This window comes from Stieleria mannarensis (assembly GCF_014154935.1).
Taxonomy (GTDB): Bacteria; Planctomycetota; Planctomycetia; order Pirellulales; family Pirellulaceae; genus Stieleria; species Stieleria mannarensis.
In genome coordinates this window covers 39,700-62,149 of record NZ_JACEHH010000045.1, presented here as the reverse complement: position 1 = coordinate 62,149, position 22,450 = coordinate 39,700, and the positions used below count along the sequence as shown (strand labels likewise).

14 protein-coding genes are annotated in these 22,450 nt (G+C 59.9%); 7 read left to right on the top strand and 7 right to left on the bottom strand.

The genetic code is table 11. The annotated features are described in order from the left end of the window. Positions 1 to 180 precede the first annotated feature (180 nt). Positions 181 to 1,638, bottom strand: a complete 1,458-nt coding sequence (locus H1B37_RS25160; RefSeq protein WP_182870039.1) for a BPL-N domain-containing protein — start codon at positions 1,636 to 1,638, stop codon at positions 181 to 183. A gap of 215 nt (positions 1,639 to 1,853) precedes the next feature. On the opposite strand from H1B37_RS25160, the gene H1B37_RS25155 reads away from it, so the two are divergent. After that, positions 1,854 to 2,990, top strand: coding sequence for an SGNH/GDSL hydrolase family protein (locus H1B37_RS25155; RefSeq protein WP_182870038.1), 1,137 nt, complete (start codon positions 1,854 to 1,856; stop codon positions 2,988 to 2,990). Between the two features lie 127 nt (positions 2,991 to 3,117). Here the strand turns inward: H1B37_RS25155 and H1B37_RS25150 are convergent, their stop codons facing one another. Next, positions 3,118 to 4,182, bottom strand: a complete 1,065-nt coding sequence (locus H1B37_RS25150; RefSeq protein ID WP_182870037.1) for a beta/alpha barrel domain-containing protein — start codon at positions 4,180 to 4,182, stop codon at positions 3,118 to 3,120. Positions 4,183 to 4,595: 413 nt separating this feature from the next. Then, positions 4,596 to 5,456 (bottom strand): sugar phosphate isomerase/epimerase family protein, encoded by an 861-nt coding sequence (locus H1B37_RS25145; protein ID WP_182870036.1) that lies wholly within the window; start codon positions 5,454 to 5,456, stop codon positions 4,596 to 4,598. 484 nt (positions 5,457 to 5,940) lie between these two features. Between H1B37_RS25145 and H1B37_RS25140 the strand changes: the two genes are divergently transcribed. From H1B37_RS25140 to H1B37_RS25125, 4 genes are all read left to right on the top strand, one after another. Beyond that, positions 5,941 to 6,960 (top strand): zinc-dependent alcohol dehydrogenase family protein, encoded by a 1,020-nt coding sequence (locus tag H1B37_RS25140; protein ID WP_286178148.1) that lies wholly within the window; start codon positions 5,941 to 5,943, stop codon positions 6,958 to 6,960. Between the two features lie 960 nt (positions 6,961 to 7,920). Continuing rightward, positions 7,921 to 10,866, top strand: a complete 2,946-nt coding sequence (locus H1B37_RS25135; RefSeq protein WP_182870035.1) for a PSD1 and planctomycete cytochrome C domain-containing protein — start codon at positions 7,921 to 7,923, stop codon at positions 10,864 to 10,866. 59 nt (positions 10,867 to 10,925) lie between these two features. Next, a complete protein-coding gene (locus H1B37_RS25130) occupies positions 10,926 to 12,320 on the top strand; it encodes a DUF1501 domain-containing protein (RefSeq protein ID WP_182870048.1) in 1,395 nt (464 codons plus the stop codon). Positions 12,321 to 12,359: 39 nt separating this feature from the next. Further along, complete coding sequence (locus H1B37_RS25125) at positions 12,360 to 12,536, top strand: hypothetical protein (protein ID WP_182870034.1); 177 nt, start codon at positions 12,360 to 12,362, stop codon at positions 12,534 to 12,536. A 194-nt stretch (positions 12,537 to 12,730) separates the two neighbouring features. Here H1B37_RS25125 and H1B37_RS25120 read toward each other — a convergent pair whose 3' ends face one another. From H1B37_RS25120 to H1B37_RS25110, 3 genes are all read right to left on the bottom strand, one after another. Next, entirely contained in the window at positions 12,731 to 14,098 is a 1,368-nt protein-coding gene (locus H1B37_RS25120) for a sigma-54-dependent transcriptional regulator (protein ID WP_182870033.1), read from the bottom strand. Continuing rightward, positions 14,095 to 15,483 carry a sensor histidine kinase gene (locus H1B37_RS25115; protein WP_182870032.1) on the bottom strand — a complete coding sequence of 463 codons (1,389 nt, stop codon included), beginning with the start codon at positions 15,481 to 15,483 and terminating at the stop codon, positions 14,095 to 14,097. Before H1B37_RS25115 ends, H1B37_RS25120 begins: the two co-directional genes overlap by 4 nt. 209 nt (positions 15,484 to 15,692) lie before the next feature. Beyond that, a complete protein-coding gene (locus H1B37_RS25110) occupies positions 15,693 to 17,243 on the bottom strand; it encodes a Do family serine endopeptidase (RefSeq protein WP_182870031.1) in 1,551 nt (516 codons plus the stop codon). Between the two features lie 531 nt (positions 17,244 to 17,774). Here H1B37_RS25110 and H1B37_RS25105 point away from each other — a divergent pair. Continuing rightward, entirely contained in the window at positions 17,775 to 20,603 is a 2,829-nt protein-coding gene (locus H1B37_RS25105) for a serine hydrolase (RefSeq protein WP_182870030.1), read from the top strand. 372 nt (positions 20,604 to 20,975) lie between these two features. After that, positions 20,976 to 21,575: a DUF922 domain-containing protein gene (locus H1B37_RS25100; RefSeq protein ID WP_182870029.1), complete on the top strand. Its 600-nt coding sequence runs from the start codon at positions 20,976 to 20,978 to the stop codon at positions 21,573 to 21,575. Between the two features lie 46 nt (positions 21,576 to 21,621). Here the strand turns inward: H1B37_RS25100 and H1B37_RS25095 are convergent, their stop codons facing one another. Then, entirely contained in the window at positions 21,622 to 21,927 is a 306-nt protein-coding gene (locus H1B37_RS25095; protein ID WP_182870028.1) for a hypothetical protein, read from the bottom strand. Between the last annotated feature and the right edge of the window lie 523 nt (positions 21,928 to 22,450).

The following is a 22,450-nucleotide window of genomic DNA, read 5'->3' as shown; positions in this document are numbered from 1 at the left end:
GAAGATCGTGGAGGTGGGGCAAAGCGGGGGCGGTCGGAACGGCAGTGCCGCGTCAGTGTAGTCCATACGTGCTGGTGTCCAGGCTTTAGCCGCCCATTGTCGCTGCTTTGCAGCGACGGGGAATCGCCTCAAGGCTAGACATCAACGTGCGCTGGACCATCGATCCTACCGCGGGTCAGTCTAACGTTTACCGACGTGGGCAACGGCACGTGGGATCACGTCGGATTGTCCCGCGGTGCTTTCAAAATGGGGGCTGATCGCCAGCACGCGTCCTTGCCCGTAGCGTGCGAACACGATGGCCGGGGCACCGATCATGGTGTTCTCTTGTGGCTCGTAGATCCCGTTTTCGGTGCGAAAGTGAGCCCAAGGTTCATACTTGGGGAGCGAGTCGTCGTCTCCTGGAGAAAGGATCGGGCCGTTTTGGTACCGGATCGATTTCGTTCCGGAAACTCCCAACACCTCCGCCGCGCGATCGGTCAGTTCGACGTCAACGTCGGTGGCCGGGCCGCGGTACCACATCGACTTTCTGCCCTTGCCGGGGATCTCCACCGTTTTATTGAACACGGCCGCATTCATCAGATCCAGCGACCACGAGTAGTGCGACGAACATAGATAGGCACCGGCGCAGATCCCAACGATCCCTCCTCCGTCACGAACGAATTGGCGAACATGATCGCGACGCAATGGTCCGATCGCTTTGCCTTGTTTGCTGCCCGAACCGCCGGGAAACACCAACACATCGAACTGGTCCAACACCGCCGGGCACATGTCGTGTCGGCCGACCAGTCGCACCAACAAATCCGAGCGACTATCGAGGACGGTCAAGACTTTCGTTTCATTTGCTCCCGAATCGTCGAAAACCGCCACGCTGGTAATTCCGCTTTGCGGCGTCGGGGCGATACGATCGACACAGTCCTGGGCGATCATCCCGATCGACAGCAGCGCGGTCGACACCATGCGGCGATGTTGCCGGGTCCGCATCGAGATCGGTTGATCCTTGAACGTGGTTTCAAAAATGAAGCTCGCGGCGCCCAGCTGTTCGCCACAGGCGCGAGCCAAACTGCCCACGGCAGGACCGCTTTTGGCCAGCAGGTCGAACGGATGTTTGGGCTCCAATTCCACATTGACGGATTGCCGGATGCGTTCGGCAAAGTCACGTTGGCCGGGAAACGCGATCACGCTCGACCCGACCGATTTCGAATTGACGCGATGGAAATCAAACCCTTCATGCAGATCAAACAGCCAGTCCGGTTGATGCTGCGTGACGAAATCCCAGATCGCTCCGCTATGCTCGGTCAGCGTTTCGTCATGCTCGGCCGTCGGGAAACTGCGATTTAAATCGCGCCGCCGGCGGTCGTTTCGGTGCTCCGGCGTCCAGCGGATGTTGGCCGCAAGCCCCAGGCGGTTGACTTGGGGAATCACGACCAGTTTCCCTCGCTGGATCGGCCAATGACGAATTTGTTCGGCCGCTCGCGCCCCCGCCGGTTCGTTGCCGTGAACGCCACCGGTGATCAAGACCGTGGGACCATCACGTCCGCTGTCGATGACATGCCACGGGGTTTTCCAGCTCGCCTCCGATCCGAGCGTGCCGGACGTGAGCGTCGGCGACGGGATCGAGGTCGCGATTTGAGCTTGCACCGGTGGGCCGTGCCCAACCGCGCATGCGAATGCCAGAACGAGAAACAAACCGGCGAGGAGAATGTGGCCTGCCGGGTGACGCCCCGATCGAGTTTTTTGCAAAGCGGACATGGCTCGGTCAAGTTGGTGGATGGTTGGCGGCGGGACAAAGTATAAAGGCCACACCATCCTGGTGTGCCTGCAACCTGTTCGTCCTCACAAACTTCAGCAATTTGATGTCGCTCCGTTCGTTCTCTATCGTCTGCACGCTGTTCCTCGCGGGCCTTGTCGCCCATGCCCAGCAACCTCCTGCCCCGGCCGCGTGGCAATACTCTGGCGATCAACTGCGGCCGTTTTGGCGCAGCGACGTCGTGGAGCAGGAACCGGTGTTATTCGTGCGAGATCCCGAATCGGGCGGTGCACGAGGGTCGATGTTATTTCCGATTCACGAGATTCTTGCGGTGCGAAGTTCGTCGGGTGACATCATGTATCAACAGGACGTGGATTATCAATTCACTCCCGGCAGTCGCCAGATCGTCATCCCCGCCGGTTCGCGCGTGGTAACGACGCCGGCGTCAGGGCTGCGGCGTCCGGAAAATTCCCAAAAGCACCGGCTGACGCACCGCGATGGAAACGGGGAAATCCTGTTCGGCGCAAAACTGGAATATCACCAGATGCAAACGCACGTGACGTACAAAAAAGCGGACACATCCTGGCCGCCGTCGATGCCGGCATTCAACCCTGAATCGCTTCCCAAGACGCTTGAAAAACTGCGTCGTCAAGAGCCGCTTTCGATCGTCTTGCTCGGCGACAGCATTTCGACCGGTTGCAACGCGTCACTCTGGGGTGGAGGGGCACCGTTTCAACCAGCTTACCAAGACCTACTCGTCGAGCATCTGCGGCGGCACTACCAAACCGAAGTCACCTTGACCAATCTCTCGGTCGGCGGAAAATCGACGCCGTGGGGGATCTCGATGATCGACAAGGTCACGCCAGACGATCCCGACCTGGTGATTCTGGCCTTTGGCATGAACGATTCCGCGGGCCGTTCGCCGGAGGAGTTCGGTCAGAACACGGCCGCCATGATTCGGCAAACGCGAGACACGTGCGCCCAGGCGGAGTTCATTTTGATCGCTCCGATGACCGGCAATCGGGACTGGGTGCGGTTGAACCACGACGTGTTTCCCAAATACCGCGACCAACTGGCGTCGCTTTGCGGGCCCGGCATCGCGTTGGCCGATATGACCAGCGTGTGGATCGAAATGCTGAAACGCAAGAAGGACGCGGACCTGACCGGCAACGGCGTCAACCATCCCAACGACTTCGGCCACCGGGTCTATGCCCAAGTGCTATCGGCGCTGTTGATCGACTAGTGTTCAATCAATGAACGGGACGTGTGCGCAGTGATTGTGTGGGGGCGCTCGCGGACGCTTCCCGCTGGCATCAGCGAACCGCTGGCGCGTGCGGTTACCTCCAAGTTGCAACTGCCGAAACCCGCCGTCAGCTTTCCACCGCATCGCTGGTCGGATGGCCCCAGCGGTCGCCGTGCAGGTGCGAGACCTTGCGGCGGACTTCGGCGGGATCGAACCGCGCCGTCAACCCTTTCAAGTAATCGTTGCGTTGGGCTTCGGAGTCGAATTCCAGCGGACGCTTTTCGAACAAGTCGTCCAGCGATTTCATGTGACGACGCTCCATGAAATTCCGCAGCCCATCGATCAGGGTCCGCACCACCGTCGGGCCTTCGCGACAGACTGCCGAAGTGACCATCGCGACATCGGCGCCGGCCAACAGAGCTTTCACCACATCGATGCTGGTCCCGATACCGCCGCTTGCGGCCAGCGGCATGCCGGGGCAGTGGCTGTGGACCTGCATGACCGGACCGATGATCTTGGTCACCGTCCCCGGCTCGGTCAGCGTCCACTCGGACTTCAGTTGGAACGTGTCCAGGGAGATATCCGTGTCGGGTAATCGGCCGAATAGAATCAAGCCCTGTGCGCCCGAGAGCAATCGGCACGAGAGCTGACTGAGTCGGGTGTAGCTGCGATGCAATTTGACGAACAACGGAATCTTAATCGCGTGATCGATCTTGGTCACCACGTCGACGACCGCGTCTTCGACTTCGCGCGCGGTGCCATACACACTCGGCGGAGGCGGCTGCAGACACAACTCGATTGCCGACGCACCGGCCTGTTCGACTTCCTTGGCAAAGTCCAACCAGTTGCCACCGCTTTCACCGTTCAGGCTAGCGATCACCGGAATCGACAATTGCGACGTCGCCCGGGTGACCATTTCCAAGTACGACTCGGCATCCAATCCGGCGTTCTCCACCGGAACCCGTCGACTGCGTTTGAGCAGGGCTTTTTCCTGCGGCGAAAACGCCACGCTGTTGCGATCGTTCCACAACAGCACTTGTTCTTGGAACAGAGAGGGCAACACGATCGCCCCCGCACCGGCGGAAACCAAGGCCACTTGACTCGGTTCCTCCGCCGTCATCGGACAAGAGCCCACCACGATCGGAGCTTGAAGATGTAAGCCGCCAAAACTGGTGCTTAAGTCGATACTCATCGGATCCCCTTGTCAAATGTTTGGGCGCGATCGGAACCAAACGCCCGCGACGAGATCGCGCGGTCCATCGTGCGATTGTTGGTCTCGGCCCCGCCATCAACCGAGGAAAAGGAAATCGACCTCCCCCGGCTCCGGCGGGAGCATCCAGTCGACCGCCAAGTATTTGTGCATCTCCTGTGCCGAATGGAATGGCCTTCCTCGTTTACCGGCGTTTCTTTCACGCGAACGGTTCCGGCCTGTGAAGGGAGGCAATCTCGGAGCGAAAGGTCCCCCCCCAAGCGACGCCGTTTCGTCAGTCGAGTGTAGGCGTGTTTAGGCATCGCGCGGATTTAAAAGACGCATTCGATGGCCGCAGGACACTCGCAAGAAGCCCGTAAGGGCGCGGAAGACGGGCGAATCCGCGCGCCGCGTTCTCAGGCCCAGCCCTGCACGTGCGGATTCGCACCTTCGACGTGGCGTTTTATCTCGCGGATGAACCGTCTGCCCCGCTGGGCGCCGTCCAATGTCGTCTCCGGATCGAAGTCTCCGTTGACTTCCAAGATGATGGGGCCCTCAAAGTGAACTCTCTCCAGCTGCCTGATGAACGGTTCCCACTCGATCTTTCCATCACCGGGCGGCAGGTGGTCGTCCCGCTCGCCGCCATTGTCGCTGGCGTGCACCATCCACAAGTGCCCCGACAACTTATGGGCGACCGAGAGCAAGTCGCCGGAAAGGTAGGCGTGTCCGGTGTCCAGGCAAATCCCGACTTCGGTGCTTTCGATCGCGCCTAGAATCCAAAGGATGTCGCGGGGACGGCCGAAGAACAGGTGTGGCATCATGTTCTCCAACATCAGACCGACATTCAGTTCGGCGCACTCGCAGGTGATCAGATTCAATGAATGTGCCGCGTTTTCCATGCGGTGCATGCGTTCCTCTTCGGGCAGACCATGTTGCTCGGGCCCCGGGTGGATCACAAAATACAGCACGCCGATTTCCGCAGCGGCTGAGGCGGCCGTGACGATCTCTTCCACCGAACGATTCCGCACCGCCGAATCGGGCGACGTGATATCGATCTGCTCGGCAAACGGCGCGTGAAAGGCGAACGGTTCGAGCTTCAATTGTTGAATCAGATCACCCGCGCGCTTGACCGCCTCAAAGTCGTGGTAATCCAAATGCGATGGAAACGAACAGATCTCGATCAAGTCGAATCCGGCCGCGCGGATCGGTTCCAGGCATTCAAAGATGCTGTGGCGATAAAAACATCCCGTGGACAATCCGATCGGCCACTCCACCATCTTGCTCTCTCCGCAATTGCGATCTGTAGGCTGGTTACCCGATGCCGCTACGACCGCGTCGTTCCTGTAATTTTCGGTCCCGCTCATTTGGCACGGGCGACAGCGTTGGTGTGCAGGCTTTCGGGACCGTCCAGCTTAGGGCGATGCTTCTATCGGGGGACGATGGCCCTTCCGGGCTGTCGCCCGTGGGGCTCTGCACGACGACCTAGAAAGGACGTCGTACACCCCTCAACCGACCACCTCTTACCCAATCGGCCAGATCATTTGGATTTGTCGCGTTTCGCCTCTGTCCTAAGCTGGATGGTCCCTCAAGGCGAGACACCAACGTCCAACGTACATTGCGTCGCAAACCATGTGCCGAAAAGCATGCTCCATCGCCCTCGCTGTCGGCATGCCAGATGCACGATGTCAAAAGGCGTGAAATCAACCAACGCCGACGCCGTTGCGGGACAGCGACGTCCCTGCTGGAGACAAACCGATGGACATGATGAACGCGATGGTGCTGCCTGGAATCGTCTCGCTTGACGATTGCCGCACTCCGCTGGAATTCACCTCATTGCCGATCCCGGATCCGGGGGCGGGACAGGTGTTGGTGAAGGTGCTTTCGTGCGGCGTCTGTCACACGGAGCTGGATGAAATCGAAGGCCGCACCGCACCGTCGCAATTTCCCGTTGTCCCCGGCCACGAAATCGTCGGGCGGATCGTCACGCTGGGGGCGGGCGTTGCCCAATGGACCGTCGGCCGGCGCGTCGGAATCGGATGGATCTATGCTTCATCGGGAACCAGCCAGGAAAACCTGAGCCCCGAATTCCGCGCGACCGGACGCGACGTCAACGGAGGCTACGCCGAGTACATGTGCGCCGATGCGAGGTACATTTTCCCGATCCCAGAGACGTTCGGCGACGCCGAAGCGGCACCGCTGCTGTGCGCCGGTGGCATCGGTTACCGCGCTCTGCGGCTAGCCAATCTGAGCGACGGCGACCCGTTGGGGCTAACCGGGTTCGGCGGATCGGCGCACTTGGTCTTGCAACTGGTTCGCCATCTGTATCCGCGAACCAAGGTCTACGTGTTCGCCCGCGATCAACGCTCGCGACAATTCGCGTTAGAGATGGGCGCCCACTGGGCGGGTGCGAGCGAAGCCACCTCGCCTGAACCGCTGCAAGCGATCATCGACACCACGCCGGCCTGGAAACCGATCGTCGAAGCACTGCGCAATCTGCGGCCCGCCGGGCGGTTGGTGATCAACGCGATTCGCAAAGAGGACGCTGACAAACAGGAATTAAGCCGGCTGTCGTATCACGACCACCTCTGGATGGAAAAAGAAATCAAAAGCGTCGCCAACATCACCGGCAACGACCTCGCCGAATTCCTGCCGATCGCGGCACAAATTCCGATCCGTCCAAAAGTCGAAACCTACACGCTCCGACAGGCCAACCAGGCGTTGGTGGAACTCAAGCACGGGCATGTCCGCGGTGCAAAGGTGATCGTGATGGATCAAACGTAGGACGCGGCCCATTCGGTTTTCCTAGCCATCGCGGAGAAAGGGTAAGAAGATTTTGGGGGTAAGAAGATGATGGATGGCACCGTCCATTGGATCCTCGGAGCGGGGAGGGTTGCCTGCGGCTCGGATGCACTCAAACACCAGCAAACGACCCTCCCCTCGCTGCGCTCGCCCCTCCCTGTCAGGCATTGGTGTCGACACAACTTACCATGGCTCCCTGCTCCCCCGGCTTTGCGCACAGAGAAGGGCTGGGGAAAATGACTTCGCGGCTCAGCGTAAGCGTCCCCTATTGGAGCGGAAGTTTCACAGAGCAAAAATGAAACGGGCTCCCCTCTCCTCCGAAACTCTGGCGAGCCTAAGCGAGCCAGAGTTTCGGGGGAGAGGGGCCGGGGGTGAGGGGGATCCACTCCATCGTGACCGCCGGCAGCGGAGAAGATCCGACGAGGGTCATTCACGCCGAAGCAAAGAGTCCTTGCGACAATCGCACCGCAAAACCATCGGCGATTTAGCGGGTCTATCGATTGGAAGCGTGTCCATGCTGAGCCCCTCACCCCCAGCCCCTCTCCCCAAAACAGATCGCGGTCATCGTTAGTCCGCGATCCAAGTCTTTCGCGCGATCTGTTTTAGGGAGAGGGGAGCCATGTCCTCATTTGCGAGCCGACTTGCGTAGACACCAATGCTCCCGGCCAGAGTCGTAAATTGCCCGCCGCGTGTCGCAGTTTCCTCTCGCGGCTTCCAATCTCAGCCGTCATAATGGACTCCCCACCCGCGGCGTTCCCCCTCAAGACCATTGCGTCTGGGAAAAAAACTGCCCAAGCCGCGATCATCGAACTTCAGCTAAACTATCTGGTTCGTCCCCCCAATTTCGCTCATTCTGGAGATGAAGTGATTTCGATTTGGAACTTTGCATGGCGCAGCCTACTAACCGCCGGCTTGCTGACCTGCCCTTTGGCGGGGGCCGCGATGGCCGCTGCACCGAGCGCCAGCGCACCGAGCGCAGAAAAGTTAGAGTTCTTTGAGAAAGAAGTCCGTCCGTTGCTCGCCGAGCATTGTTATTCCTGTCACAGCACGACATCAAAAACCATCCAAGCGGGGCTGCGGGTCGACAGTCTGGCGGCGATGCTCGAAGGCGGCGACTCCGGTGAAGCGGTCGTTCCCGGCGACGCCGACGGCAGCCTGTTGATCGAAGCGGTGCGCTACGACTCGTACGAAATGCCGCCCAAAGGGAAGCTGCCGGACGAGGACATCGCGACGCTGGAACGGTGGGTGGAAATCGGAGCCCCCTGGCCCGAAGAAGACGCACCGGCCGAAACGGTGACGCGGCCCGAATTCGATCTCCGGCAACGTGCCCAAGACCACTGGGTGTGGCAACCGGTGGGCTCGCCCGAAATCCCCACGGTTGAACATGCATCCTGGCCGCGGATTCCGCTGGATCATTTCGTGCTCCACCGGCTCGAACAGGCGGGACTGCAACCGGCCGGCGACGCCGACCGATCGGCGCTGCTGCGCCGCGTGTCGTTCGATTTGATCGGATTGCCGCCGACACCCGAGCAAGCCGAACAGTTTCTCAGCGACGACTCCCCCCAGGCGTTTGAGCGGCTGGTCGACCAGTTGCTCGATTCACAGCACTTCGGTGAACGCTGGGGCCGACATTGGTTGGATTTGGTGCGTTATGCCGAATCGCGCGGCCACGAGTTCGACAACGATGCGCCCAATGCGTATCAGTATCGTGACTACATCATTCGCGCCCTGAACGCCGACGTGCCCTACGACCAACTGGTCCGCGAACACCTGGCCGGTGACCTGCTGGCCGAGCCGCGAACGAATCCCGAACAAGGGTTCAACGAATCGATCCTGGGCACCGGGTTTTGGTTTCTCGGCGAATGGGTTCATTCGCCGGTGGACATCCTGAAAGACGAAAGCGATCGGTTCGACAACATGATCGACGTGATGTCCAAGACCTTCTTGGGCGTGACGGTTTCCTGTGCCCGTTGTCACGATCACAAGTTCGACGCCATCTCAACCGCCGACTACTACTCGCTGACCGGCTTCCTGCAGGGCAGTGATTATCGACAAGTCCGATTCGAATCGATCGACCACAATCGCAAGGTTGCCGAGCAACTGGCGGCGATCGATGCCAAGTATCGCCATTCGGTCCAGCAGTTGTTGGCCGAGCACCAGTTGTCGCGTGAGCCGGTCGGTCCGGTCGAAGAGGAATTGGCCCGGGCGGTCGTGTTTGACTACCAATCCATCGCGGCCGACCAGTACTATCAGGACGGGTTTCTGTTCGGCGACCAACCACGCCAGGCCGGCCAGCCCGTCGTGTCTGCCAAAGACGACGGCCCGGTGATCGAATTCACGCCCGTTGCCGCCGCGGTCAGTGATCCGTTCTGGAACGGATTGAAATCGGTCAGCGAAACGGGGATGGGCAACCGAAGCCGGCTGGCCAAGTTGCCGCGCAGCAGCCGCACCCTGCGTACCCCCACGTTCACCCTGACCGATGGCAACGTCGCCTGTCTGGTCCGCGGTGCCGGCCATGTCGTCGCCTGTGTGGACTCGCACCGTTTGATCGCCGGACCGTTGCACGGCGAGACGATCAAGCCGATCAAGGCGACCGATGATTGGGTGCAATTGAATCTGAAACGTTACGTCGGCCACCGGCTGCACCTGGAATTCACACCGGATGAAAACGCCCAATTGGAAGTTTCGCTGATCACCCAAGGGGCATCAAAGCAGACTCGCAATCAGTTAAAGAAACGTCAACAGTCGATCGCGGCCGGTGTCGAGAAGATGGCGAGCGAGGCCCACGGAGTCCTGGCTGACGAACTTTCCGAAATCGCCCGTTTATGGTCACAAGAACGATCGCAGTTGCAGTCACAGATCATGCACCGCTCTCGACTGGCCATGGCGATGATGGACGGCAGCGGCGAAGACGCTCACATTTACATTCGCGGAAACTCATCCAAGCCCGGTGCGGTCGAACCGAGGCACTTTTTGACCGCCGTTTCCGGAAACGCCCCGATGGAAATCCGATCGGGAAGCGGCCGGTTGGAATTGGCCGAACACATCAATGATCCCGCCAATCCACTGACCTCCCGCGTCATCGTCAATCGGATCTGGCACTACCTGATCGGTCGCGGCATCGTGCCCAGCACGGATGATTTCGGGGTTCTGGGCCAACGCCCGACGCACCCGGAATTGTTGGATCATCTGGCGACTCGCTTTCGTGAGAACGGCCAGAGTCTGAAACAGATGATCCGCATGATTGTGCTTTCGCGGACCTATCAAATGTCCAGCCTGGCCGATGAATCCGCGATCGGCAGCGATCCGAAAAACTTGTTGTATCACCATCGCCCGCCCAAGCGTCTCGAAGGCGAAGTGATCCGTGACGCGCTGTTGTCGATCTCCGGTGAACTGGATCCGACGCTGTATGGCGAACCGATTCCGATTCACCTGACCACCTTCATGGACGGCCGCGGCCGGCCTGGAAAGAGCGGACCGCTCGATGGCGCCCGACGACGATCGATTTACACCGCCGTTCGACGCAACTTTCTCTCGCCGTTCATGTTGACCTTCGACACGCCCGTTCCCTTCAGCACGATGGGGCGGCGGAACGTGTCCAATGTTCCCGCCCAGGCGTTGATCCTGATGAACGACCCGCTGGTGGTCGATCTGGCCGGCAAGTGGGCCCGACGTGCCCTCGCGTTGCATTCGCAAAGCGGGCCGCGGATCCGCTGGATGTACCAGTCGGCGTTTGCGAGACAGCCGACCGATCCGGAATTGGCGGTCGCCGAAGCGTTCTTCAAAACCCAACAGGACGCCCGCAACGTCGGACCGGATGACGTGCAATTGTGGAGCGATTTCGCCCACGCGCTGATCAACACCAAGGAGTTCATTTTTCTGCGATGACCAAGCACGCCCAATTTCACTGTCGGCGGTTTCAATCCGCACCGACCTCGCGCCGCGACATGTTGCGTCGCTGCGCCAGCGGCTTTGGCGCGGTGGCCCTGGCCGGGCTCGCCCAGGATGCCGCGTATTCCCTTGAGTCGTCGCAGTCCGATGAACTCGGTAAAGCCGGCCACGGTCCGCACCACCAGGTCCGTGCCAAGAACGTGATCTTCTTGTACATGGATGGCGGACCGTCACAGATCGACACCTTCGATCCCAAACCGCTGCTGACCAAATTCAACGGCAAAGACCCCGCCAGCCTATTCGATGTCGAACCCACCCAGTTCAACAACAACGGCACCGTGCTGGGCAGCCCGTGGGAATTCAAGCAACACGGCGATTCGGGGATCCCGGTCAGCAGCCTGTTTCCCCACGTGGCGACCTGTGTCGACGAGCTGGCGGTCGTGCGATCGATGGTTTCCGAATTCCCCGAACACACCTTTGCCAATTACTTTTTGCATACCGGCAGCGGGCTGCAGGGGCGTCCCAGCATGGGCGCATGGGTCAACTACGGTCTCGGCAGCGTGTGTCAAAACCTGCCCGGGTTTGTCGTCATCAACGGAGGGCTGATCCCGCCGGGCGGTTTGGATTGTTTCGGCAGCGGGTTTCTGCCGGCCAGCTACCAGGGGTCGGTGTTCAAACCATCGGGAAGCGGTGTCGCCAACATCACCCCGACCGAATCGTCCCCGGTCCGGCAGCGTGAAAAACTGGACCTGATCGGCCAGCTGGATGGATTTGCCGCCGAGCACTTTGGCCGACACGACAGCCTGGATTCCGCGATCCGCAACTATGAACTCGCCTACGCGATGCAGATGGCGGTTCCCGAAGTGATGTCGATCAAAGACGAACCGGCGCACGTGCAGAAAATGTACGGGATGGAATCAGAGTACGAACCGACGCGGATTTATGCCGCCCAGTGCTTGATCGCCCGCCGCATGGTCGAAAGCGGCGTTCGGTTTATCGAACTGACCTGCCCTCAAGTCGGCGGCGACCGCTGGGACCAACACGGCAACCTGAAACAGGGGCACGAGAACAACGCCCGCGCGGTCGACCAGCCGATCGCCGCGCTGCTGAAAGACCTTCGCCAGCGGGGCATGTTGGATGAAACCCTGGTGGTCTGGGCCGGTGAGTTCGGACGCACGCCGTTCGCCCAAGGCAAAGACGGCCGCGATCACAACCAATTCGGTTTCTCGATTTGGATGGCCGGCGGCGGGGTCAAACGCGGCACGACCTACGGCGCGACCGATGAATTCGGTTACAAGGCGATCGAAAACCGTGTCGAAATCCACGACCTGCACGCCACGATGTTGCACTTGATGGGAGTCGACCACACGCGATCGACGTTCCGCTTCGGCGGCCGCGACATGCGGCTGACCGATGTTAAAGGCCACGTGATCCACGACATCATCGCGTAACACTCCTCGCGCGATGCTTCGCATTTCCACCAAGGCAATATGCGCAGTCTTGCTTCGTCCATCATCATCTTGTCGTCAAGCTTGCTGTTTGCAGCGGCGGCGTTCGTGACGCACAGTGACACCAATCTGTTCTTGAACGGGGTGGCGGTGGCTGTGGGGATCATCGGGCTGATCGGATGGTTTACGTCCTCGGGTGAAACCGGGCCGAAGCAGTGATTGGCTGCAGTGTTCTCGATTCTGGTCATCTTCTTACCTCCAAAATCTTCCTACCTCGCCCCCAACTACGGCGCCGCGTCGGTGGAGGGGCAGGAGAAGAGTGGCAGAATGATACGGGGCAGAATGATGAGGAAATGCGCCCAGTCGGAGCATGAGAACGCGTTACATTATGGCAGTGAGCGATGGTTCGCCCACTACGGATCCTGTTTCAATTTGCGGTAGATCGTTTTTCGATCCAGTCCCAGGATGCGAGCGGCTTGGGTCTGGTTGCCTCCGACCGCTTCCAAGACGTGGGTGATGTAGCGGCGTTCGATTTCTTCCATCGTCACCAGTTCACTCGGATCCAAACCGCCGATGAACACGGTGCCGCCGGCGAAGTTACTGATTTTTTCCGGCAGGTCTTCGATCGTGATTTTATCGTAGCGTGTGAGCGCGACGGCTCGTTCGATCACGTTACGCAACTCACGAATGTTTCCCGGCCACGAATACGCCAACAGCTTTTCCGGGACGCCTTCGGCGAACCCGTCGACGGACTTATTTTCTGATCGAGCGAACTGTTTCAAGAAATGTTCGGCCAGCCGCAACGCATCGGTCCCGCGGGAACGCAACGGCGGCAAAGGGATCCCGATCACGTTGATGCGGTAGAACAGGTCGTCACGGAAGCGGCCTTCGGCGACAGAGGTTTCCAGATCGCGGTTGGTGGCCGTCAACACGCGGACGTCGAACGGAATGTCTTGGTCTCCGCCGACCGGCCGAACGGTTCGTTCTTCCAGCGCGCGCAACAGTTTGACTTGCATCGTCATGGGCATCTCACCCATCTCGTCCAACAACAGCGTGCCGCCGTTCGCCTCAAGGAACAACCCGCGACGCTGGCTGCGGGCGTCGGTGAAGGCTCCTTTGACGTGACCGAAGAGTTCGCTTTCGAGCAGCGTTTCACTCAGCGCGCCGCAGTTGACGGCAACAAACGGTCCCTCGGCGCGGCGACTGTTCTGGTGGATCGAGCGGGCCACCAGTTCCTTGCCGGTGCCACTTTCGCCGGTGATCAGGACGGCGGCGTCGGACCGGGCGACCCGTTCCAGTTGTTCGTACAATTTGACCATCGCCGGACTTTTACCGATCATCGGACCGAACGCGCTGACCTTTTCGGACGATTCCTGTAGCAATCGCACCTGTTCGGAAAGCTGTCGGTGCTCGATCGCCCGCCGCAGCGTGATCGCCAACAGATCCATCTCGATCGGTTTGGTGATGAAATCATAGGCACCGGCACGCATCGCCGTGATGGCGGTTTCCATGGTCCCAAAGGCGGTCATCACGATCACCGGCACGTCGGGTCGGGTTTCGGTCAGCTGTTGACACAACTGCAACCCCGTCGTGCCCGGCATTTTGACATCGGTCAACACGACGTCAAAGTTCTCCTGGCGGAGAGCTTCCACCGCGTCGGCCGCCGACTGGCACCCGCGGCTGTCGATCCCCCGCAGCCGCAGATCCGTCTCGATCAGTTCACACATGTTGCGTTCGTCGTCAACGATCAAGACGTTCGCGTTTGGCAGGGTGTCGTTCATGAGTTGATCGCAGTGGAAGGTTGATCGGCGGCGGGCAGGTGGACGCGGAAAGTGGTTCCCGCGTTCGGTTCACTTTGGACATCGATGTCACCGCCGTGTTCCTGGACGATCCCGTAGGCGATCGACAGGCCCAGCCCGGTACCCTGTCCGACATCTTTGGTCGTGTAGAACGGTTCGAACACATGATCGATTTGCTCCGGCGGGATGCCACCGCCCTGGTCGGTCACATGGATGCCGATCTGGTTTGTCGGGCCGGTTTTTTGTCGTTGCAAGGTCACCGTCACGGTGCCGCCATCGGGCATGGCCTGGACGCCGTTGGTCAGGAAATTGGTCAGCACCTGCTGGATCTGAGTCGCGTCGCCGTGGATGAAGTACGGTTGATCATCGCGCGCCAGATTGATCTGCACCGACGACTTTTCCGCGATCGGTTCGATCAAATCGCAAGTGGTTCGGGCGATCTGTCCGAGATCGATCTTGGTGTGTGTGGCCGGCGACTGTCGCGCGAAATCCAACAACTGGCGGATCAGTGTGGTCATCCGTTCGGCTTCGGACTTGATCGTTTCAGCACTCTGTCGAACCTCCTCCGCAGACAACTTTCCGCTCGCGATCAGACCGGCGCGGCCGGCGACGACGTTCAGCGGTGTGCCCATCTCGTGGGCCATCCCCGCCGCCAGCGTGCCGACGGTACCCAAGCGGTCGGTGTGCCGAATGGTGTTTTGTTGCTGGTCCAATTGTCGGCTCATCTGACTGATCGCTTGGGCCAATGATCCGAGTTCATCGTTGCGTTCAAACGCGGGTGGTTGAGGTAATTTCCCGGCGCCGATTTGATGGACTTGATCGATCAGCCGGGCCAGCGGTTTGCCGACCAGTTGCACCCCGCCGAAGTAGATCATCATGCCCGAGAGTGCCGCAACACCGACCAACGACAATAGCGAGGCGATCAAGGATTCACGAATGAATTGATCGTGGTGTTCCATCGACTCGGAAACCTCCACCCCGCCGGCTTCGGATCCGTCAATCTCGATCGGTACGAAGGTCCGCGCGACCGTCTGTCCGTCTTTATCGGCGACCGAGATCTGCGAGACCTGACGGGACGTGATTTTGGTTTCCGATTCGGCGGCCGGGACGCCGTCGACCCAACGCAGTTGTTGGCCGGGGACATGTCGCGCGGTCACCTCGATGGCCTGTTGAATGGTCACAACGCCGCCGTTGCGATAGGCGTCGTCGATCGCCGGCCTGAGGGCGCCAACGACGTCGTTGGCGTGATCCGCCCTGCGTTGCTCGTCCCACCTCAATTGCCGACGGATCGTTTGCCAGGAGAACAGGGCGACGATGCCCAACACACCCAGCATGAACAACAGAATCAGTTTGGCGGCCAATTTCATCAAAGTTTCCTTGTCGATCGAAGCAATGCTCCAGGATACCCGTTGACGCCGATCGCCAAAACATCGCCGCGTCGACGTCGCGACGTTCGATGCGAGCGAGGTGAATGCCGGGGAACCACCTGTTGGCGAAGGTAGCTACGTTTTCCCGGCAATTCACAACGCCTTCTGGTCGAAGTGGAGATGTCCCGCGACAACCCCGGTCGCAAGTCCTATCCTTCGATGACCACGAAGCGGGAGCCTCGCTCGTTGCGAACCAACAGCAGCAACGTTCCGTCCTGGTCCGACTTGACCGCCGCTTCAAACTCAGTCGTCGTCGCGACGTCTTGACGGTTCACTTGGGCGATCACCATCCCCGGACTCAATCCGGCCTGCTCGGCGCGACTTCCTTCTTGGACGCGGGTGACAACCACACCGGATTCATCCTTGATCCCGAGTTGCTTGGCGACGTCGGCGGTCAACGGCGTGACCTCGATCCCCAAGGACTGCATTTTGACGCCATCGGGTTTCTGCTCGCGATCGTTGACGGCAAAATCGTTCGGCGCCGCTTCGGGATCATAGCTCAACGAGATCGTCTTGCCGTCGCGGACGACCGCGACGGAAACCGTTTTCCCGATCGCCGAGCGTTCCACGGCAAGCTGCAATTGCTGTGGCGTAGCGACTTTGGTGCCGCCGAAGTCGACGATCACGTCACCCGGTTTGAATCCCATCTTGGCCGCCGGCGTGTCCGGGAACACGTTGGTCACCGCGACGCCGCCGCGTGGGGAGACGCCCAGTTGGGCTGCCAATTGGTGCGACACCGGCTGGATCGCGACGCCCAAGTAGGCTCGCTGGACGGTGCCGTTGGCGACCAATTGGTCGCTCACCCAGCGCGCCAGATTCGAGGGGACGGCGAATCCGATGCCGTTGTTGCCACCGCCGCGCGAGGAGATCGCGGTGTTGATCCCGATCACTTCGCCGTGCAGGTTGACCAGCGGTCCGCCGCTGTTGCCGGGATTGATGGCCGCATCGGTTTGGATGAAATTCTCACGCGCGGTGATGCCGATCCCACGATTCTTGGCGCTGACGATGCCTGCGGTGACGGTGCTTTCCAGGCCGAACGGTTGGCCCAGTGCGATCACCCAGTCGCCGACCGAGGTGGTTTCGCTGTTACCGAGTTTGGCGGCGGTCAATGAACCGTCGCCGTTGATTTTCACCACCGCGATGTCCGTCTTGGGGTCGGTGAACACTTCGACGGCTTCGAATTCGCGACCGTCTTGTGTTTTCACGATCACGGTGCCGCCGCCGTCGACGACGTGGTTGTTCGTCAGCACGATGCCCGAGCTGTCGATGATCACGCCCGAACCGATGCCACCCTGGGAACGTGGCGCCTGGCGCGGAGTCATGTTCGGGGGCATCGGAATCTGTCCGCCGCGGAACATGTCCTCAAACGGAGTGCCCTTGAAGGGGTTCTGACCGTTCATCGAGTTGTCGTTGGGGTCCGGCTTGGCCGAACGCCAGGACGTGTCGGGGCGGTTTTCGATCGCGACCACGGCCGGCAGCACGCTGTCGGCGACGTTGCGAAAGGCTTGCGATAGCGAGTTGGCGATGTTCAGTTGTTCCGGCGTGATCGCCGGTTTGGTCACCGTTGCCGGCGCCGACGCGGCGGCCGGTTGTTGATCAAGTTTGGTTGCCGGGGCGGCTGCCATCAACAGACCGGCCGCTGCCAGGCTAAGCGGTGCTGCGACGAGTGCCGTTCGAAGGCGGGATTTTGGCTTTTTCATCAGTGATTTCCTTCATCAGTCATTGGTATCGGTTGCAGCGGCGATGCGCCGCGTGGTCGATCGGAGTTGAACGCACGCGGTGTGCCAGAACGCTTGCATCCAAAGCCTTTCGTTGCGTTCGCACCGCAAATCACCGCCTCAAAACAATTCTGCAAGTAAGCGATGCCGGCCGCACCGATCGCCCGGCACCGTCCCAGAAAGTCCCGCCGGGGCAAAATGCCCCAGCTGTTCGTAACCGCCCCCGCGCGTACGCCGGCCCTTCCGGGCGGTCGCTCCGATCGCGTTGAGGACCTGAAAAAACGCTCCGCGTCGAAATCGGGCCATCGAGCAGATAGGCAATCTTCGACAGCGGCAAACAAGGTGGCTCGAATCGATGTAGACTGAGCCCCCACCGCGGTCATGATGCGGCCTGTGAAATCGAGTGGCGTTGGTTTTCAGGCCGGAATCACCACGCCCTTGATCGCTTCGATGCGGCTGCAACATCAGCCTGGAAACCGCTCTCACAATTCCCTCCTCACTTCGATTGACCCGATGATTGCACCGCTGCGTTCTTGGCAAGTTTTGTTGCTCGCATTGATCACGGTGAAGGTCGCCTTTGCCGATGATTCTCCGATCGACATCGTGATCAAAAATGGAAAGGTCGTCGACGGATCTGGGGCGCCGTGGTACTACGCCGACGTCGGCATTAACGACGGCAAGATCGTTCGAATCGGCGACATCAACGCCGAAAACGCGAAACAAGTGATCGATGCCGAAGGACTGGTCGTGGCCCCGGGGCTGATCGACATGATGGGGCAGACCGCATCGCCGATGGTCGACGACGCCAAGACGGCGATCAACCTGTTGACACAGGGGATCACGACCATCAACGCCGGCGAAGGCGGATCGGCGGCGCCGTTGGGGGCCGAGGAAGGGCGTCGCAAAGGCTACACGACGATGGCCGAGTACTTCACCCTGATCGAATCCAAAGGGTTACCCGTCAACGTCGTCCAGACGATCGGTCACTCCCAGATCCGACGTATGGTGATCGGCGACGTCCAGCGGCGTCCCAGCGATCAGGAAATGGAGCAGATGCAAGCCCTGGTGCACGAGGCCATGCAAGCCGGCGCGATCGGGGTGTCCACCGCACTGATCTATCCGCCGGCCGTCTACGCACGCACCGAAGAGATCGCCCGATTGGCGGCCGTCGCGGGCCGGTACGGTGGCGGCTATTACACCCACATGCGAAACGAAGGCGACCGGTTGCTCGAAGCCATCGACGAAGCACTCGAAATCGGACACCGCGCCGAAACGCCCGTCCATATTTTTCATCTCAAAGCCGCCGGCAAGCAGAATTGGGGCAAGATGCCATTGGCGATCGCCAAAATCAAACAAGCACGGTCGGCCGGCCAGCAGGTGACCGCCGACATCTACCCCTACGTCAACAACGGATTGGGCATCGCCGCACTGATCCACCCGCGTCATTTCGCCGACGGCCACCAGCGGTTGGTCGGGCGGTTGGACGATCCGGCCCTGCGTGAGGAGATCAAGCGGGAAATGGAATCGACCGACGGCTGGGAAAACTGGTTTCGGCACGCCGGAAAGGATTGGAACCGAATCGTCGTCGGACGCAGTAACGACGCCCGATACAGCAAGTACGACGGCATGTCGGTCGAGGAAATGGCCCGCGCAAGCGACGAGGATCCCTGGGACACGTTTTTCAATCTGGTTCGGCAGGGCGCGTTTGCACTTCCCGAAACGATGACCGAGGCGAACAAGATTCTGGCGATGCGACAGGAATTTGTCTCCTTTTGCACCGACGTCGGCCCCGCCGGTGGAAGTCGATCGGCATCTCATCCACGAGCCTTCGGCTCGTTCCCGCGAATGCTCTCGCGTTACGTCCGCGACTTGGGGGTGATCTCATTGGAGCGGGCGATCGCCCAAGCCAGCGCGGTCGCGGCCAACGATGTGCTGGCCCATGATCGCGGCCGCATCAACGTCGGCTTGGCAGCCGACGTGATCGTGTTTGACTTTGAAAACCTGGTCGACCACGCGGATTTTGCCAATCCCGAGGCGCTGTCCGAAGGGATGAAGTTTGTCATCGTCGGTGGCCAATTGGTGCTGAACGATGGCGAGATGACCGACGCCCGCCCCGGACGTGTGTTGCGGGGGCCGGGCTATCGCGAATCGATGGCCGCCGCAAATGTCCGCTCGGGAAAAAGCGATCCACGGTTTGCCAGCTACGACCGCCTAATGCAAGACTTCATGACCGAGCACCGTGTTCCGGGGGCTTCGATCGCCGTGACCGATCGCGGTCGCATCGTTTTCGCCCGCGGCTATGGATACGCGGACGTTGCTCAGCGACAACCGGTCGAACCGAACAGTCTGTTTCGGATCGCCAGTTTGTCCAAGCCGATCACCGCGGTGGCCGTGCTGCAACTGATCGAGCAGAAAAAACTGTCCTTGGACGATAGGATCTTCGATGTGCTTGATTATGCGTCGGAGATCGAGGCGATCGACGACTTTGATGACCGTTTGCGCGACGTGACCGTTCGCCATTGTTTGGAACATCGCGGCGGGTGGGACCGCGACGTCTCTTTTGACGCCATGTTTCAATCGGTCCGCTTTGCCGATCAGATGGAAACCGATCCGCCGGCCGACCAGGAAACGGTCATCAAAGCGATGTTGAGTCAGGAACTTGACTTCGATCCCGGCCAGCGCTATGCCTATTCCAATTTCGGCTATTGCTTGCTGGGACGTGTGATCGAAACACTCACCGATCAAAGCTACGAAGACTACGTCAAGGAACATGTCTTGGAACCGATCGGCGTGACGACCATGCGGATCGGAGCGACACGCTTGGAGGGTCGAGCGGAGAACGAAGTGCGGTACTACCATCCTGGGACCGGCACGTCTGTGTTTGCGGACGACCGAGGCGATCGAATCCCGTGGCCCTATGGGGCATGGCATTTAGAAGCGATGGATTCGCACGGCGGATGGATCGCTTCGGCGTCGGATCTGGCGAAGTTTGCCGCCGCATTGGACGATCCGGACGACTGTCCGATTTTGACGCGGCGCTCGATTGAGTGGATGTATCGACGACCGCCTGGACTTGCCGGGCACGATGCCGACGGCACGGAAAAAGATCGCTACTATTCATTGGGCTGGAGCAACCGTGTGGTCGGGCCGGGCAAGGTCAACCATTGGCACACCGGGTCGCTCAATGGAACAGCGACCATCATGATTCGCCGTCATGACGGGAAAAATTTCGTCGCGCTGCTGAATTCCCGCGTCAGTCCCTCCGCATCGCATCTAGGAAAAGCGATCGACCAACTGTTGCACGAAGCGGCCAACAAAGTGACCGACTGGCCCAATCCGTAACGCGTCGCGGGGTGTGGGATGCGTGTTGGTGTACGACGTCCTTTCGAGGTCGTCGCGCCGAGCCCTACGGGCGACGCCCCGGACGCGGGCGCGCGCCGGCTGATGTCAGACGAATAGCAGCCGTTTGGCGCAAGCCTACGGGCGCTCCGCATTGGAAACAACGCTTCACTGAGCGGTATTGCGCTTTGGCCGCCCGGGGACGCTACGGAGCAGCGACAGGAGGAGTCGCCTGAAGGCTGGACACCAACAATTGCTGATTGCCCCCTGTTGTTCACTTCGGAGGTTTCTTGGGCGGATTCCACACAACTCTTCTGCAACTGGGACGATAATGGAGTTTTGGGACGGTTCACTTTTTTCCACCCGAAACCTTCAATGGGAGACCCTCCGATGCCGTCAAAGCTGACCGGGCTATTCAAGACTCTTCGGTGGTCGGATTTTGTTGGCACACCGGACGCCAACAGCCCCCACCTGGCATTCACCAGCACCTCGTTCACCGTTCCGACCATCCTGCTGTCGTCACTGGTCAATGACAACATCAACGTGACGGTTAAGTTCAATGCTTCCAAGAGTTGGAAGAAGATGGACGAGATCAATCAGAAAAAGAAACGCACGCCGGATCAAATCCTGAAACACGAGCAGGGCCATTACGACATCGTCGCCTTGCTGGCCCGCGACCTGTTCATCGAACTGATGCAGCTAAAGGGGAATCACTACAAGAATCAAGCCGAGCTGAACAATGACGTGCGCCCGACCCTTGCTAAATACAACGGGACGGAAAAGAAGTTAATGGACAAGTACGACTTGCCGACCGAGTCCGACCACGGGGAGAACGCTACCGGCCAGGACAAATGGAATCGCATGATCCAAGAGGCGTTCACGACCCCGCGCAGCCCCGCCGTGTTTGCCCCGGATGGCAAGGCGTACAAAGTTCCGTTGCTGGATGTCTTGGCAAAGAATGGGATCAAGCCGTGATCTCGGCCGAACGCAAAAGATTGAAGTCGCTGAATCCCCTGCCGAGCTAGTCCAGCAAATGGCTGGTCGCGGCGATCAATTCGCGGCGGAGTTGGGCGGAGGAGACCATCATCCGACGTTTCACGTCGCTGTCGTCAAAGAACCGCTCGATGCCCGGTAGCAGGGAATCGAGTGTATCGGTGTTGCGAATGCCGTACATCAGGATCCGCTCCCAGGAATATTTGTTGTTCTCGTCCAGGGTCTGGCGGATCAGGATGGTCCGTCCGTCATCCCAATTGATGATCGCAACGATGCAGCGTTGTTCATCGTCACGATCGATTCGTCGACATTCAATGACATCGTATTTCGACATGGTGCATCTGGTGGGGCAGCGACGGAGGTGGAGGGGGGGGCGGGAGGCGGGCGGCAATCCATTGAAGGCGGGCGGCAATCCATTGATTCTTCGTCCGAACGCACCGCAGCGGTCAGAGGCTGTTAGGTAAATCAAAACAATTCCGTCAGACCCGCCAGAGAATTCTCTGCGATGGCGCGTTCACGCCAGTCTGATTGGGCCGCCTCGTCGGAGGATGCCACAGCCACATCGCGACGCTCGCCAGCAGGCTGTCGATTCAGTGAGCCGACGGCGCTAGCCGCGGGCCTAGCGGTCCTGGCATCGCCCTTGGAGGCCCGTGGCGAGTGCCATCGGCTCACGATTGTTTCGGTAGCGATTGAATCGACAGCCCATCAGAGCGTGGAAGTCGTCGTGGAGCCAGTTTCTGGCGAAGCGAGTGACGTTGACCGGTAATTCGATCCAGGTACGGAGGATGTTTGTTGCGATTGCCGATTGATCAAGGTAGCGGCAAACCGGGGCGGTTGCAAAACAATGCCCAGTCGCG